Genomic DNA, 14645 nt, shown 5'->3' with positions numbered 1-14645 from the left:
CTTCATGGCTGAGGCCGGCCGCGCCCCCGCATCCCCGGAAATTCGCGAACGGTGGGGCAATTTCGCCTGGACTGCCGACAATGCGAAGACGGCGAAGGACATCGTCGCCCGCTACCCGGCGGGGCGGCAGAAGAGCGCGGTCATTCCCTTGCTCGATCTCGCCCAGCGCCAGGTCGGCGCGGAGACGGAGACGCAGGGCTGGCTGCCCATTCCGGTGATCGAGTTCGTCGCCGCCGAACTGGGCATGCCCTATATCCGCGCCTATGAGGTCGCGACCTTCTACACCATGTTCAACCTCGCCCCCGTCGGTTGCCATCATGTCCAGGTTTGCGGCACCACGCCCTGCATGCTGCGCGGCTCGGACGACGTCCTCGCCGCCTGCTACGCCAGGGGGCTGAAGAAGGGGCACACCACCACCGACGGCCTGTTCACCTTGACCGAGGTTGAGTGCCTCGGCGCCTGCGCCAATGCCCCGATGGTCCAGATCAACGACGACAATTACGAGGATCTGAGCTTCGAGAGCATGACCGCGATCCTCGACGACCTCGCCGCCGGCAGGCAGCCCAGGATCGGCCCGCAGGTCGAGCGCAAGACCAGCTGCCCCGAGGGCGGCCCGACCACGCTCAAGGAGATGGTCAAGGAGAATCACGACTATCGGAGCGATTGGTGAGAGCCTTGGCCGTCCTTCTCGCCTTGCCGGCCGCGTGCCAGAACCAGCCCCAGCCGGCGGCCAATGCCGTGCCCGCGGCCAATGCCGCCATACCGCCGGCGCGCAACGACCTTCAGGTCGCCGAGGACAGTGTGCGCAGCCAGCTCGGCAACGGGCAGGATTTGACCTTCGCCAATGCCGTTGCGCATCGCGACGACCGCATCGCCATCGTCTGCGGCGAGGTGACCCGCGCCGGGCGCAGCGAGCGCTACATCGTCGTCGACGGCCGCGGCGCCTGGGTCGAATCCGAAATGCGTCCCGGCGAGATGGACCGCGCGGTGCGGGAATTCTGCGTCAGCGGAAGGAGGCCTTCATGAGTGCGGTCATCGGTATCATTCTGGCGGTCGTCGCGATCTGGCTGCTGATCAAGGTGGTCGGCCTGGTCTTCAAGATCATCGCCGTTGTGCTCCTGATCGCCGCGGCCGTCGCGGTCTATCAATGGGCCCGGAAGAGGATCGACGGGCGATGACCAAGCCGATCCTCTTCATCCTCCTCGCGGTCGCGATCGCCACGGGCTGCTTCCTGCTGCTCGGGGTGCTGCTGCTTCCCGCCCTGGGCGTGGAGGGGATGGCGCGGACGATGATCGCCGGCGGGGTCAGCGGCGGCCTGATCGCCCTTGTCTATTTCTATATGTTCAGGAAGTCTGATGCGAGCTGAACTCCTTTTCGTCATGCCAGCGCAGGCTGGCAGCCATAGGGCCGCCAATCGGGTCGCAGACTCCGCTTGGGCCCCGGCCTGCGCCGGGGTGACGGCTGGGAACAGCCGTCATGCTTGAGGACAAAGACCGGATCTTCACCAATCTCTACGGCTTCCAGGACTGGCGGCTCAAGGCGGCGCAGCAGCGCGGCGACTGGGACGACACCAGGGCCCTCATGGCGATCGGCCAGGACGAGATCATCGAGCAGGTGAAGCTCTCCGGCCTGCGCGGCCGCGGCGGCGCCGGCTTTCCCACGGGCATGAAGTGGAGCTTCATGCCGAAGCAGCCGGCGGCGGACCGGCCCAATTTCCTCGTCATCAACGCCGACGAATCCGAGCCCGGCTCCTGCAAGGACCGCGAGATCATCCGCCACGATCCGCATAAGTTGATCGAAGGCGCCCTGCTCGCCGGCTTCGCGATGCGCGCCCGCGCGGCCTATATTTACATCCGCGGCGAGTTCATCTTCGAGACGAAGGTGCTCGAGGACGCCGTGCAGGAAGCCTATGATGCCGGCCTGCTCGGCAGGAATGCCTGCAAGTCCGGCTATGATTTCGACGTCTTCGTCCACCGCGGCGCCGGCGCCTACATCTGCGGCGAAGAGACGGCGATGCTGGAAAGCCTCGAGGGCAAGCCCGGCAAGCCGCGCCTGAAGCCGCCTTTCCCGGCGGGTGCTGGCCTCTACGGCTGCCCGACCACGGTCAACAATGTCGAGAGCATCGCCGTCGTCCCCACGATCCTGAGGCGCGGCGGGCTCTGGTTCAAGAGCTTCGGCCGCGAGAAGAACGAGGGCACCAAGCTCTTCCAGATTTCCGGCCATGTGAACTGCCCCTGCGTGGTCGAGGAGGCGATGGGCATCCCGTTCCGCGAGCTGATCGACAAGCATGCGGGCGGCATTCGCGGCGGCTGGGACAATCTGCTGGCGGTGATTCCCGGCGGCTCGTCGGTCCCGCTCGTCCCCGCGCACGAGATCATGGACGCGCCGATGGATTTCGACGGGCTCAAGGATCTCGGCTCCGGCCTCGGCACCGCCGCCGTCATCGTCATGGACAAGTCCACCGACGTGGTGAAAGCGATCAGCCGGATCTCCTATTTCTACAAGCATGAGAGCTGTGGCCAGTGCACGCCCTGCCGCGAGGGCACGGGCTGGATGTGGCGGGTGATGGAGCGGCTGGTGACCGGCGAGGCCGAGATCCACGAGATCGACATGCTCCATGACGTCACCAAGCAGGTCGAGGGCCACACGATCTGCGCTTTGGGCGACGCCGCTGCCTGGCCGATCCAGGGGCTGATCAGACATTACCGGCCCGAGCTGGAGCGGCGGATCGTCGCGCGGCAGGAAGGCCAGCTGGAGGCTGCCGAATGAAGAAGTTGCTTTTGTCCGTCCTTGCCGCGGTGACCGTCGTCACGGCCATACCCGCACCGGCTTCGGCGCAGGATTCGGCCCCCCAGGACAATCCGATGCAGGCCCGTCGCCGGGCCCAGGCGCGCGGCGAGCAGGCGGCGCAGTCGGCCTCGACCCGCGCCGACCTGATCCGCGCCGTCGACTGCCAGCTGCGCGCCGATCCGGCGCCGCTGGAGGCGTTGCTCGCTGCCGCGCCTTATTCGGCGGCGGAGGCGAGCGCCGCCGAGGCGCTGATGCCGCATCTCCGCCAGTGCAATTCCAACCGCGCGTTCACCACGCCGGCGCCGGCGGTGCGCGGCGCCGTGGCCGAGGCGCTGCTGAAGGCGCGCTTCCCGACGCCCCAGGCGGCGCGCAGCCCGGCCGTGAACGCGAAGCCGCTGCTGGACGTCGCCGCCGCGACCACGCGCCCGGACGCTGCCACCCTGGTCACCTCCTACGGCATGGCCGACTGCATGGGCGCCACCCAGGGCCAGGCGGTCCGCGCCCTGATCGGCACCGATCCGGGCACGCCGGCGGAGGCCACGATGTTCAATTCAACGCTCAATCCGTTGCTCGGCCGCTGCGCCGCCACGGCGGGCGGCACCGGGCAGATCAGCGTCGACGGCCGCACCCTGCGCGGCATCCTCGCCGAGGCGCTCTACCGCTGGTCGGTCGTCCAGCGCGACGGCGCCGGCTCGCCCTGGGCAAGGCCGTAGCAAATGGCGCCGGGACCCCTTGCCCCTGACCGGGGCGAGCGTCTAACGGCTCCGCAGGCTGCGGCCCGTTCCGGGTCCTTCAGGTTTCGAGTCTCTATGCGAAAAGCCCTGACCGACGCTGTCGAGATCGCGGTGCCGCGCGGCGCCCGCCGGGCCCTGCGCGCGCGCCATCCCGGCCGCGCCTGGCGGCGCCGGGCCCTGCTCGGCGCCTCGGCGCTCCTCGCCGGCAGCCTCCTCGGCGCGCAGGCCTCGGCCCAGCTCCCGCGCGGCGTCTCCGGTCGCAGCACCCTGATCGTCTCGACCGATTCCGAGGAAGCGCTGCGGGCGCTGGCGGCGTTCGGCACCTGCTATGCCCGGCTGAGCACGGCGCGGGCCTTCGAGCTGCTCGCGACCGAGCCCGGCTCGCGCGAGGAGGCGGAGACCTATCGGCGCCTGTTCCGCAGCGACAGCCAGAATTGCCTGGGCGAGGGCATGGACCTGCGCGTGCCGGTGACCTTCGTCCGCGGCGCCATCGCCGAGGGCCTGCTCGAGCACGGCATCGCGGTGCCCGCCGGGCTGGTCCGCGCCGCCCCCGCGCCGGGCGCCGAGATCCGCAAATATAGCGAGGCCGCGCGCTGCTATGCGGCCGGCCACGGCGCCGAGATCCGGACCATGCTGGCCTCGTCGCCGGGCGGGGAGCGCGAGCTCGCCGCGCTCCGGCCGCTCGCCGACCAGTTCTTCCGCTGCATGCCGGCCAATGCGCAGGACCGGCGCTTCAACGCGACCCATTTGCGCTACATGCTGGCCGAGGCGCTGCTGCGCCTGCCGTCCCCGTCCACCGCCCAGGCTGCCCAGAGATAGAAGATGCCCAAGCTCAAGGTCGACGGTGTCGAGATCGAGGTGCCCCAGGGGGCGACCGTGCTCCAGGCCTGCGAGCTGGCCGGCAAGGAGATTCCCCGCTTCTGCTATCATGAGCGGCTCGCCATCGCCGGCAATTGCCGGATGTGCCTGGTCGAGGTGAAACCGGGGCCGCCCAAGCCGCAGGCCAGCTGCGCCCTCCCGGCGGCCGAGAATCAGGAGATTTTCACCAACACGCCGACCGTGAAGAAGGCGCGGGAAGGGGTGATGGAGTTCCTGCTGATCAACCACCCGCTCGATTGCCCGATCTGCGACCAGGGCGGCGAGTGCGACCTGCAGGACCAGGCCATGGCCTATGGCCGCGGCCACAAGCGCTACGAGGAAAACAAGCGCGCCGTCACCGAGAAATATATGGGCCCGGTCGTGCGCACGATCATGACCCGCTGCATCCACTGCACGCGCTGCGTACGCTTCATGGAGCAGGTCGCCGGGGTCGAGGATATCGGCACGGTGGGCCGCGGCGAGAATATGGAGATCACCTCCTATCTCGAGGAGGCGCTGAAGAGCGAGCTTTCGGGCAATGTCGTCGATCTCTGCCCGGTCGGCGCGCTCACCGCCAAGCCCTATACGTTCGAGGCGCGGCCCTGGGAGCTGCGCAAGGTCCCGGCGATCGACGTGATGGACGGGGTCGGCACCAACATCCGGCTCGATGCGCGCGGCCGCGAGGTGATGCGGGCGCTGCCCCGCCTCAACGAGGACGTCAACGAAGAGTGGGCGCACGACAAGACCCGCCATGCGGTGGACGGCCTGACCCGCAACCGGCTCGACCGGCCCTGGCTGCGCGAGAATGGCAAGCTCCGACCGGCTGGCTGGGACGAGGCCTTCGCCAGGATCGCCGGGGCGGCGGCGAAGGCGAAGGGCAAGGTCGCGGCCGTCGCCGGCGATCTGGTCGACGTCGAGACCATGTATGCGGCGAAACAATTGCTCGCCGCTTTGGGCTCCACGCTGCTGGAAGGCCGCCAGACCGGCCTCGCCTATGACGCGACCAATCTCGCCGCGGTCAATTTCAACACCACCATCGCCGGCATCGAGACCGCGGACGTCATCCTCCTGGTCGGCACCAACCCGCGCTGGGAGGCGCCGCTCGTCAACACCCGGATCCGCAAGGCGTGGCGGGCAGGGGCGAAGGTGTTCGCGATCGGACCCGAGACCGACCTCACCTACGGCGTGACCTGGCTCGGCAACGACCTGTCGCTGGCCGCGAGCCTTCCGACCGAGGTCAACCAGGTTTTCTCCAGGGCAGAGCGTCCGGCGGTGATCGTCGGCGGCGCCGCGCTCAAGGTCGAGGGCGGGCAGGCGGCAACGCTCGGGCTGGTCAGGGGCCTGGGCCTCGTCCGCGATGGCTGGAACGGCTACAACGTGCTCCACACCGTCGCCGCGCGCACCGGCGGCCTGATGCTCGGCTATGCCCAGCCCGGCGGCATGGCGTCACTGGCCGACGCCGCGCCGGAATTGCTCTTCCTGCTCGGCGCCGACGAGGCCGACCTCGCGCCGTTCGCGAACAGCCTCAAGGTCTATATCGGCCATCATGGCGACCGCGGCGCGCATGCGGCGGACGTGGTCCTGCCGGGCGCCGCCTATAGCGAGAAGCATTCGATCCACGTCAATCTCGAGGGCCGGGTCCAGCATAGCGAGAAGGCGGTCGATCCGCCGGGCGACGCGCGCGCCGACTGGTCGATCCTGCGCGCGCTCTCCGACGCGCTCGGCACGCCCTTGCCCTTCGACAGCTTCGGCCAGCTCCGCGCCCAGCTCTTCGCCGACTATCCCGCCTTCGCGCAGCCCGGCCTCGTGTCCTTCGAATGGGCGCCGCCGAAACTGGCCGCAGCGAAGCTCGCGAAGGGGACCGCCATCGCCTATCCGATCAGGGACTTCTACCTGACCAACCCGATCGCCCGCTCCTCGCCGACGCTGCAGCGCTGCTCGGCCGAGCTGCTGCACGGGCAGGATTTCGCGGAGGCGGCGGAATGACCGCCTGGTTCCAGGGCCTGCTCGGCGCCGGCTGGGGCTGGTTTATCGCCACCCTCGTGCTGATCCTGCTGATCGCGCTGCCGCTCATGCTCGCGGTGGCGATGATCATCTATGTCGACCGCAAGATCTGGGCGGCGATGGCGCTGCGGCGCGGGCCGAACGTGGTCGGGCCCTTCGGCCTGCTGCAGAGCTTCGCCGACGGGCTCAAGGTCTTCCTCAAGGAGACCATCATCCCGTCCTCGGCCAATCGCGGCCTCTTCCTGATCGCGCCGATCATCACCTTCGCGGTCGCCCTGCTCGCCTGGGCGGTGATCCCGTTCGGGGAAGGGGTGGTGCTCGCCAACATCAATGTCGGCCTGCTCTATTTGCTCGCCATCTCCTCGCTCGGCGTCTACGGGATCATCATCGCAGGCTGGGCGTCCAACTCGAAATACCCGTTTTACAGTGCCTTGCGGGCCGCTGCTCAGATGGTGTCCTATGAGGTTTCGATCGGCTTCATCCTGATCCCGGTCGTGCTCTGGGCGGGCACGTTCAACCTCTCCGGCATCGTCATGGCGCAGAAGGCGCATATCTTCGGGACGATCAACGGCTTCGGCTTCAATCCCCTGCTGTTCCCGCTGGCCGTCATGTTCCTGATCTCCGCCATGGCCGAAACCGCGCGCGCGCCCTTCGACCTCACCGAGGCGGAGTCCGAGCTCGTCGCCGGCTATCAGACCGAATACAGCTCGATGAGCTTCGCGCTCTTCTGGCTCGGCGAATATGGCAATGTGCTGCTGATGTGCGGCATGAACGCCGTGCTCTTCTGGGGCGGCTGGCTGCCGCCGATCGACTGGGCGCCGCTCTACGCCGTGCCGGGCATTTTCTGGTTCTTCCTGAAGATCTTCATCTTCTTCTTCATCTTCTCCTGGGTGAAGGCCACCGTGCCGCGATTCCGCTACGACCAGCTGATGCGCCTCGGCTGGAAGATCTTCCTGCCCATCTCCTTGATCTGGGTGTTCCTGGTGTCGGGCTATCTGATGCTGCAGACGCAGGGGATGCTGCCATGGTGAGCGCGCTCGCCCTTGCACTGGCGCTGCAATCGGCACCGGCCGGGCTCGCCGGTCGCTTTGAATGCGCGATCGAGCACCAGTCCGTGATCACGGAAAATGGCTACGACCCGGCTCAGCAAATTGTTGATTTTACCACCGACCAGCGGACTTGGCGTTTTCAGGTGCGGGTGACGGAAGGAAACGGCCCCCGAGCAACGGTCGAGTGGCCTGCTGACCCAATTCAACTTGCCGGCACCTACCCGCTGGTGGCGATCAACTCCGGGCAGGCGGCATTCGCAATCCTTAGACAGGGACCATGCACGTTCACCAATCAGGCTTGCCTTGCGATGGTGGAATTATCGGCCAGAGCTGACGGCAATCTGGCTTTTTCGATCCTGCCGACGGGTTCGCTTCGCCAGGAGAACGGCAAACTCGAACTCTTCCATGTGATCTTCACAGGTTCATGCCGCCGGCAGAGCGGAGCACAAAGATGAGTATCGGCCACTATATCAAGACCTTCACCCTCTGGGAGTTCGTGAAGGCGCACGCTCTGACCTTGAAGTACTTCTTCAAGAAGAAGGCGACGATCAACTACCCCTACGAGAAGAACCCGATCTCGCCCCGCTTCCGCGGCGAGCACGCGCTGCGCCGTTATCCGAACGGCGAGGAGCGCTGCATCGCCTGCAAGCTGTGCGAGGCGGTCTGCCCCGCCCAGGCGATCACCATCGAGGCCGAGCCCCGCGCGGACGGCAGCCGCCGGACGACGCGCTACGACATCGACATGACCAAGTGCATCTATTGCGGCCTCTGCCAGGAGGCCTGTCCGGTCGATGCGATCGTCGAGGGACCGAACATGGATTTCTCGACCGAGACCAGGGAGGAGCTGATCTACGACAAGGCCAAGCTTCTCGACAATGGCGACAAATGGGAGCGCGCGCTCGCCGCGAACCTTGCCGCCGATGCGCCGTACCGGTAGGGCGCCATGCGAATCCAACAGGGCCTCATGATCCACCATAACGTCATGCCGGCGCAGGCTGGCATCCCAGCTGAGTCCGATTGGACCCCAGCCTGCGCCGGGGTGACGAATAATGGCTGCCGGGGAGACGTCGCGGCGTGATCCAGGTCTTCGTCTTCTACCTGTTCGCAACGCTCGTCATCGCCTCGGGCGTGATGACGATTGCATCCAGGAATCCGGTCCATTCGGTGCTCTGGCTGATCCTCGCCTTCTTCAACGCGGCCGGCCTGTTCCTGCTGATCGGGGCCGAGTTCCTCGCCTTCCTCCTGGTCATCGTCTACGTCGGCGCGGTCGCCGTGCTGTTCCTGTTCGTGGTGATGATGCTCGACGTCGACTTCGCCGAGCTGCGCGCGGGCTTCGCCAATTACCTCTTCCCGGGCCTGATCCTCGCCATCGTGCTGCTCGCCGAGATGGTCGCGGCGCTGATCGCCCGTAACCAGGGCTATATCGACCTGGCCGGCCGCCAGCCCGCGTCGCCCGCCGCCGGCGAGCCTTCGAACATCGTCGCGCTCGGGCGCATGCTCTACAGCGACTATCTGTTCATCTTCGAGGCGGCCGGGATCGTGCTGCTCGTCGCCATGGTCGGCGCGATCGTGCTGACCCGCCGCAAGCGCTCCGACGTCCGCCCGCAGAGCATCGACCGCCAGGTCCGCCGCCGCCCGAAGGACGCGGTCGTCAACATGCAGCCTGGCGTGGGCGAGGGGATGAAGCTGTGACCGGGCGTTCTAATTCCTCCCCGGGACGGGGAGGGGGACCAGCCGCAGGCTGGTGGAGGGGGCTCAGTGTCCCGCTCCGGGCCCCCTCCACCACCGGGCTGCGCCCGGCGGTCCCCCTCCCCGTGCCGGGGAGGAGCAAGATATGATCGGCCTCGGTCACTATCTGACGGTGGGCGCCGTCCTGTTCGTGCTCGGCGTGTTCGGCATCTTCCTGAACCGGAAGAACGTGATCGTCATCCTGATGGCGATCGAGCTGATCCTGCTTGCGGTGAACATCAACCTCGTCGCCTTCTCGGTCTTCCTGCACAACATGGTCGGCCAGGTCTTCGCCATGTTCGTGCTGACCGTGGCGGCGGCCGAGGCAGCGATCGGCCTCGCCATCCTCGTCATCTACTTCCGCGGCCGCGGCACGATCGCGGTCGACGACATCAACCAGATGAAGGGCTGAGATGGTTCAGGCGATCGTCTTCCTGCCCTTGCTGGCCGCGATCATTGCCGGGCTCGGCAACCGCATGCTCGGCAATGTCGCCGCCAAGCTGATCACGACCGGCGCGCTGTTCGCCGCCTGCGCCCTGTCCTGGCCGATCTTCATCGGTTTCCTGACCGGCACGCAGCAAAGCGAGGCGCATCATGTCCTGACCTGGATCGCCTCGGGCGACATGCAGGTGACCTGGGCGCTCCGCGTCGACGCCCTGACTGCGGTGATGCTGGTGGTGGTGACGACCGTCTCCGCCCTCGTCCACCTCTACAGCTGGGGCTATATGGCGGAGGACGACAGCCAGCCCCGGTTCTTCGCCTATCTGTCGCTCTTCACCTTCGCGATGCTGATGCTGGTGACGGCGGACAACCTCGTTCAGATGTTCTTCGGCTGGGAGGGCGTCGGCCTCGCCTCCTACCTGCTGATCGGCTTCTGGTACCACAAGCCGTCGGCCAATGCGGCGGCGCTCAAGGCCTTCATCGTCAACCGCGTCGGCGATTTCGGCTTCAGCCTCGGCATTTTCGGGACCTTCCTGGTGTTCGGGACGGTCTCCATCCCGGCGATCCTCGAGGCGGTGCCGGGCCTGCAGGGCTCGACGATCGGCTTCCTCGGCATGCGGATCGACACGATTACCCTGCTCTGCATCCTCCTCTTCATCGGCGCCTGCGGCAAATCGGCGCAGCTGCTGCTGCACACCTGGCTGCCCGACGCGATGGAGGGCCCGACCCCGGTTTCGGCGCTGATCCACGCCGCCACCATGGTGACCGCCGGCGTGTTCATGGTCTGCCGCCTCTCGCCCATGTTCCAGGCGAGCCCGACGGCGACCGCCCTCGTCACTTTCGTCGGCGCCGCCACCGCCCTCTTCGCGGCGACGGTCGGCACGGTGCAGAACGACATCAAGCGGGTGATCGCCTATTCGACCTGCTCGCAGCTCGGCTACATGTTCTTCGCGGCGGGAGTCGGCGCCTATGGCGCGGCGATGTTCCACCTGTTCACCCACGCCGCCTTCAAGGCCCTGCTCTTTCTCGGCGCCGGCTCGGTCATCCACGCCATGCACCACGAGCAGGACATGCGCTATTATGGCGGGCTCAGGAAGCACATCCCCTTCACCTTCTGGGTCATGCTGATCGGCACGCTGGCGATCACCGGCGTCGGCCTCATCCAGATTTCCGGCCTGCCGCAGCTCGGCTTCGCCGGTTTCTTCTCGAAGGACGCGATCATCGAGAGCGCCTATGCGGCGGGGACGACAGTGGGCGGCTTTGCCTTCTTCATCGGCGTGTTCGCGGCCCTTCTGACCAGCTTCTACTCCTGGCGGCTCGTCTTCCTGACCTTCTACGGCAAGCCGCGCTGGATCGAATCCGGGCATATCCAGCATGCGCTGCACGGCGATCATCATGATCATCCGGACGCCGAGGATGCAGGGCACGACACGCATGTCGGGGAGAAGGGCGCCGACCAGGTGAAGGCGGGGACTGGCGGCTATCATCCGCACGAGAGCCCCTGGACGATGCTCGTGCCGCTGGCCCTGCTCGCGCTCGGCGCAGTGCTCGCCGGCCAGCTCTTCCACGAGGCCTTTATCGGCCATCATGCCGACCATGATTTCTGGCACGGCAGCGTCGCCTTTGACCCGCACCAGATCGAGCGGATGCACGCCGTCCCGCTCTGGGTGAAGCTGTCGGCGACGGCGGCGATGCTGATCGGGCTGCTGATCGCCTTCTACGCCTATATCCGCAACACGGACTTCCCGCGGGCTTTCGTGAACCAGTTCGGGCTGCTCTACCGCTTCCTGCTCAACAAATGGTATTTCGACGAGATCTACAACGCCTTGCTGGTCCGCCCCTCGATGTGGCTCGGCCGCTTCCTCTGGAAGAAGGGCGACGAGGGCACGATCGACCGCTTCGGCCCGGACGGCGTCGCCGCGGCGGTGGTCGGCGGCACGCGAGTCACGGCGCGGATCCAGACCGGCTATCTCTACACTTATGCGCTGGTGATGCTGCTCGGCGTCGCCGCCGCCATCACCTGGGCGATGGCGCAATAATGGCGAGCTTCCCCATCCTCTCGGTGCTGCTCGCGCTGCCGATCCTCGGCGCGATTGCCTGCCAGCTCGCCAGCGCCAACGCCGCGCGCTGGATCGCCCTCCTGACCACGCTCGGCGTCTTCGCGCTCTCAATCGGGATCTGGCTGACCTTCCAGATCGGCGGCCCGCAATGGCAGTTCACCGAATATTTCCCGATTTTCGGGGCCTTTGCCTGGGCGCTCGGGATCGACGGCATCGCCCTGATGCTGATCGTGCTCACCGCCTTCCTGATGCCGATCTGCATCGCCGCCTCGTGGAAGTCGATCGACCGGCGGGTGCAGGAGTTCATGGCCTGCTTCCTGCTGATGGAGACGACGATGCTCGGCGTCTTCGCAGCGCAGGACATCTACCTCTTCTACATTTTCTTCGAGATGGGCCTGATCCCGATGTACCTGATCATCGGCATCTGGGGGGGCGTGAACCGCATCTACGCCGCGTACAAATTCTTCCTCTATACCCTGCTCGGCTCGGTGCTGATGCTGATCGCCATGCTGTGGATGGTGAACTTCGCCGGCACCACCTCGATCCCGGCCCTGATGGAGACCGACTTCCCGGCCGGGGCGCAGAACTGGCTCTGGCTCGCCTTCTTCGCCAGCTTCGCGGTGAAGATGCCGATGTGGCCGGTCCACACCTGGCTGCCCGACGCGCACGTCCAGGCGCCGACCGCGGGCTCGGTGATCCTCGCCGGCGTGCTGCTGAAGATGGGCGGCTACGGCTTCATCCGCTTCTCGCTGCCCATGTTCCCGGAGGCTTCCTCCTACCTCATCTGGGTCATCTTCGGCCTCTCCATGGTCGCCGTCGTCTACACCTCGCTCGTCGCTTTGGTGCAGCAGGACATGAAGAAGCTGATCGCCTATTCCTCGGTCGCGCACATGGCCTTCGTCACGATCGGCCTGTTCGCCTTCAACCGGCAGGGGATCGAGGGCGGCCTGATCGTGATGCTCGCCCACGGCCTGGTCTCGGGCGCGCTCTTCCTCTGCGTCGGCGTGGTCTACGACCGGCTGCACAGCCGAGAGATCGAGAAATATGGCGGCCTGTCCAACAACATGCCGAAATATGCGCTCTTCTTCATGCTCTTCACCATGGCCTCGGTCGGCCTACCGGGCACCGCCAATTTCGTCGGTGAGTTCCTGGCCCTGGTCGGCGCCTATCAGGCGAACAGCTGGGTGGCCGCGGTCGCGACGAGCGGCATCATCCTCGGCGCCGCCTACATGCTCTACCTCTACTGGCGCATGGCCTATGGCACGGCGCGCACGCCCGAGGCCGCAGCCTTGCCGGACCTCGACAAGCGCGAATTCCTGATCCTCGCGCCGATCGCCGCCGCCGTGCTCTGGATGGGCGTCTATCCGGAGAGCTTCATGGCGCCCATGCGCGGCGACGTCGAAATCCTGCTCGAGCGGATCAACCGTGCCCGGCCCGAAAGCGACGCGCATCTCGTCCGTCAAGTGGCTGTGCCTGCCCCGAACGGTGAGAGCGCCCCCGCACCGGCTGCCGCGGGCGGGGAGGGGCACCACTGATGGACCAGAGCTTCATCCTCATCCTCCCCGAGGAGATTCTCAGCGTCGGCGCGATCCTGCTGATGCTGGTCGCCGCCTGGGGCGGGGACAAGTCCGCGCGGACGATCACCTGGCTGGCCGTGACTTTGCTGATCGCCGCCGGCGCCTTCGTCCCGGGCGTGCTCCCGGGCTCGGCCACCGGTCTTGCCTTTGGCGGCCTGTTCGTGGCCGACAGCTTCGCCGCCTTCGCCAAGCTGGTCATCTATGCCGGCGCCGGCATCGCCATGCTGATGGCGATGAGCTGGTTCGGGCGCGACCGCGATTATCGCGCCGAATATCCGGTGCTGATCCTGTTCTCGGCGATCGGCATGGGGATGATGGTCTCGGCGAACGACCTGCTCACCCTCTATGTCGGGCTCGAGCTGCAGAGCCTCGCCGCCTATGTCCTCGCCAGCTTCCAGCGCAGCGACACGCGCTCGGCCGAGGCGGGCCTCAAATATTTCGTCCTTGGGGCACTCGCGAGCGGCATCCTGCTCTACGGCATTTCGCTGCTCTACGGCTTTACCGGCACGACGCTGTTCGAGGGCGTGGCCGCCAAGCTCGGTGACGGCGTTTCGACCGGCGAATTGTTCGGCATCGTCTTCGTCCTCGCCGGCCTCGCCTTCAAGATCAGTGCCGTGCCCTTCCACATGTGGACGCCGGACGTCTACGAGGGCGCGCCGACCCCCGTCACCGCCTTCTTCGCCTCCGCGCCCAAGGTCGCGGCCATGGCTTTGCTGGTCCGCGTGTCGGTCGAGGCGATGGGGCCGGCGACCCTGCAGTGGCGCCAGATCGTGATCTTCGCGGCGCTGGCCTCGACGATCCTCGGCGGCGTCGCCGCGATCGGCCAGCGCAACATCAAGCGCTTGCTCGCCTACAGCTCGATCAACAATGTCGGCTTCGCGCTCGTCGGCCTCGCCGCCGCGGGCGTGGCCGGGGTCGCCTCGGTGCTCACCTATATGGCCGTCTACCTAGTGATGACGCTCGGCACTTTCCTCGTCGTCCTGCGCATGCGGGATGCCGACGGGCAGCCGGTGGAGTCGATCGAGTCCCTGTCCGGCCTGTCGCAGAACCGCCCGATGCTCGCCTTCGCCATGGCGATGTTCATGTTCAGCCTGGCCGGCATTCCGGGCCTGTTCGGCTTCTGGCCCAAATTCCTCGTCTTCGACGCGGCCGTGCAGGCGGACCTGACCTGGCTGGCGGCGATCGCGATCGCGACCTCGGTGATCAGCGCCTTCTACTATCTGATGATCGTCAAGAAGATGTATTTCGATGCGCCCGCGCCGGCCTATGCCGAAACGAAGGAGCCGGTCGGGACCGTGCTGATCCTGGTCACCGCCTTGCTCGTCTCGCCGCTCGGTTATCTGACGATCAAGCCGCTCGGGGAGGCCGCGACAACTGCCGCGCAGGCATTGTTCTAGGTAATTC

The 14645-nt window shown here is 66.7% G+C and carries 16 protein-coding genes; all 16 read left to right on the top strand.

What is annotated here, in order from left to right; genetic code table 11:
• Positions 1-4: 4 nt before the first annotated feature.
• The 16 genes from VEC11_RS04280 (at position 5) to nuoN (ending at position 14638) form a co-directional block, all read left to right on the top strand.
• Positions 5-670 (top strand): complex I 24 kDa subunit family protein, encoded by a 666-nt coding sequence (locus VEC11_RS04280; protein WP_464129340.1) that lies wholly within the window; start codon positions 5-7, stop codon positions 668-670.
• Entirely contained in the window at positions 667-1026 is a 360-nt protein-coding gene (locus VEC11_RS04275) for a hypothetical protein (RefSeq protein WP_464129338.1), read from the top strand. The genes VEC11_RS04280 and VEC11_RS04275 overlap by 4 nt, the downstream gene beginning before the upstream one ends.
• Positions 1023-1178, top strand: coding sequence for a hypothetical protein (locus VEC11_RS04270; RefSeq protein WP_464129337.1), 156 nt, complete (start codon positions 1023-1025; stop codon positions 1176-1178). The genes VEC11_RS04275 and VEC11_RS04270 overlap by 4 nt, the downstream gene beginning before the upstream one ends.
• Positions 1175-1366 (top strand): hypothetical protein, encoded by a 192-nt coding sequence (locus VEC11_RS04265; RefSeq protein ID WP_464129335.1) that lies wholly within the window; start codon positions 1175-1177, stop codon positions 1364-1366. The genes VEC11_RS04270 and VEC11_RS04265 overlap by 4 nt, the downstream gene beginning before the upstream one ends.
• A gap of 110 nt (positions 1367-1476) precedes the next feature.
• On the top strand, positions 1477-2769 hold the full coding sequence (nuoF, locus tag VEC11_RS04260; RefSeq protein WP_464129332.1) for an NADH-quinone oxidoreductase subunit NuoF: 1293 nt from the start codon (positions 1477-1479) through the stop codon (positions 2767-2769).
• Positions 2766-3503 carry a hypothetical protein gene (locus VEC11_RS04255; RefSeq protein ID WP_464129331.1) on the top strand — a complete coding sequence of 246 codons (738 nt, stop codon included), beginning with the start codon at positions 2766-2768 and terminating at the stop codon, positions 3501-3503. Before nuoF ends, VEC11_RS04255 begins: the two co-directional genes overlap by 4 nt.
• A gap of 96 nt (positions 3504-3599) precedes the next feature.
• Positions 3600-4343 carry a hypothetical protein gene (locus tag VEC11_RS04250; RefSeq protein ID WP_464129330.1) on the top strand — a complete coding sequence of 248 codons (744 nt, stop codon included), beginning with the start codon at positions 3600-3602 and terminating at the stop codon, positions 4341-4343.
• 3 nt (positions 4344-4346) lie between these two features.
• The gene (nuoG, locus tag VEC11_RS04245) at positions 4347-6368 is read left to right on the top strand and encodes an NADH-quinone oxidoreductase subunit NuoG (protein WP_464129328.1); all 2022 of its coding nucleotides are present in this window, start codon (positions 4347-4349) and stop codon (positions 6366-6368) included.
• The gene (gene nuoH / locus VEC11_RS04240) at positions 6365-7417 is read left to right on the top strand and encodes an NADH-quinone oxidoreductase subunit NuoH (protein WP_464129327.1); all 1053 of its coding nucleotides are present in this window, start codon (positions 6365-6367) and stop codon (positions 7415-7417) included. The genes nuoG and nuoH overlap by 4 nt, the downstream gene beginning before the upstream one ends.
• Positions 7411-7890 (top strand): hypothetical protein, encoded by a 480-nt coding sequence (locus tag VEC11_RS04235; RefSeq protein WP_464129326.1) that lies wholly within the window; start codon positions 7411-7413, stop codon positions 7888-7890. Before nuoH ends, VEC11_RS04235 begins: the two co-directional genes overlap by 7 nt.
• Positions 7887-8372: an NADH-quinone oxidoreductase subunit NuoI gene (gene nuoI, locus VEC11_RS04230; protein ID WP_464129325.1), complete on the top strand. Its 486-nt coding sequence runs from the start codon at positions 7887-7889 to the stop codon at positions 8370-8372. Before VEC11_RS04235 ends, nuoI begins: the two co-directional genes overlap by 4 nt.
• A 137-nt stretch (positions 8373-8509) precedes the next feature.
• A complete protein-coding gene (locus VEC11_RS04225; RefSeq protein ID WP_464129324.1) occupies positions 8510-9127 on the top strand; it encodes an NADH-quinone oxidoreductase subunit J in 618 nt (205 codons plus the stop codon).
• Between the two features lie 142 nt (positions 9128-9269).
• Positions 9270-9575 carry an NADH-quinone oxidoreductase subunit NuoK gene (gene nuoK / locus VEC11_RS04220; RefSeq protein WP_464129323.1) on the top strand — a complete coding sequence of 102 codons (306 nt, stop codon included), beginning with the start codon at positions 9270-9272 and terminating at the stop codon, positions 9573-9575.
• Position 9576: 1 nt separating this feature from the next.
• Positions 9577-11643, top strand: coding sequence for an NADH-quinone oxidoreductase subunit L (nuoL, locus tag VEC11_RS04215; RefSeq protein ID WP_464129322.1), 2067 nt, complete (start codon positions 9577-9579; stop codon positions 11641-11643).
• Positions 11643-13199, top strand: coding sequence for an NADH-quinone oxidoreductase subunit M (locus VEC11_RS04210; protein WP_464129321.1), 1557 nt, complete (start codon positions 11643-11645; stop codon positions 13197-13199). Before nuoL ends, VEC11_RS04210 begins: the two co-directional genes overlap by 1 nt.
• Positions 13199-14638 carry an NADH-quinone oxidoreductase subunit NuoN gene (gene nuoN / locus VEC11_RS04205; RefSeq protein WP_464129319.1) on the top strand — a complete coding sequence of 480 codons (1440 nt, stop codon included), beginning with the start codon at positions 13199-13201 and terminating at the stop codon, positions 14636-14638. Before VEC11_RS04210 ends, nuoN begins: the two co-directional genes overlap by 1 nt.
• The last annotated feature ends 7 nt before the right edge of the window (positions 14639-14645 follow it).

Source organism: Allosphingosinicella sp. (genome assembly GCF_035626655.1).
Lineage (GTDB): Bacteria > Pseudomonadota > Alphaproteobacteria > Sphingomonadales > Sphingomonadaceae > Allosphingosinicella.
Note: the sequence above shows the minus strand (reverse complement) of the source record. Positions and strands in the feature narration are given on the sequence as shown.

Bases quoted from the DNA above. Each gene is read 5' to 3' on its own strand.
- VEC11_RS04270 (WP_464129337.1), top strand. From the start codon at position 1,023: ATGAGTGCGGTCATCGGTATCATTCTGGCGGTCGTCGCGATCTGGCTG.
- VEC11_RS04255 (WP_464129331.1), top strand. From the start codon at position 2,766: ATGAAGAAGTTGCTTTTGTCCGTCCTTGCCGCGGTGACCGTCGTCACG.
- nuoN (WP_464129319.1), top strand. From the start codon at position 13,199: ATGGACCAGAGCTTCATCCTCATCCTCCCCGAGGAGATTCTCAGCGTC.
- VEC11_RS04235 (WP_464129326.1), top strand. From the start codon at position 7,411: ATGGTGAGCGCGCTCGCCCTTGCACTGGCGCTGCAATCGGCACCGGCC.
- VEC11_RS04280 (WP_464129340.1), top strand. From the start codon at position 5: ATGGCTGAGGCCGGCCGCGCCCCCGCATCCCCGGAAATTCGCGAACGG.
- nuoG (WP_464129328.1), top strand. From the start codon at position 4,347: ATGCCCAAGCTCAAGGTCGACGGTGTCGAGATCGAGGTGCCCCAGGGG.
- nuoI (WP_464129325.1), top strand. From the start codon at position 7,887: ATGAGTATCGGCCACTATATCAAGACCTTCACCCTCTGGGAGTTCGTG.
- VEC11_RS04210 (WP_464129321.1), top strand. From the start codon at position 11,643: ATGGCGAGCTTCCCCATCCTCTCGGTGCTGCTCGCGCTGCCGATCCTC.
- nuoK (WP_464129323.1), top strand. From the start codon at position 9,270: ATGATCGGCCTCGGTCACTATCTGACGGTGGGCGCCGTCCTGTTCGTG.
- VEC11_RS04250 (WP_464129330.1), top strand. From the start codon at position 3,600: ATGCGAAAAGCCCTGACCGACGCTGTCGAGATCGCGGTGCCGCGCGGC.
- nuoL (WP_464129322.1), top strand. From the start codon at position 9,577: ATGGTTCAGGCGATCGTCTTCCTGCCCTTGCTGGCCGCGATCATTGCC.
- nuoH (WP_464129327.1), top strand. From the start codon at position 6,365: ATGACCGCCTGGTTCCAGGGCCTGCTCGGCGCCGGCTGGGGCTGGTTT.
- VEC11_RS04265 (WP_464129335.1), top strand. From the start codon at position 1,175: ATGACCAAGCCGATCCTCTTCATCCTCCTCGCGGTCGCGATCGCCACG.
- nuoF (WP_464129332.1), top strand. From the start codon at position 1,477: ATGCTTGAGGACAAAGACCGGATCTTCACCAATCTCTACGGCTTCCAG.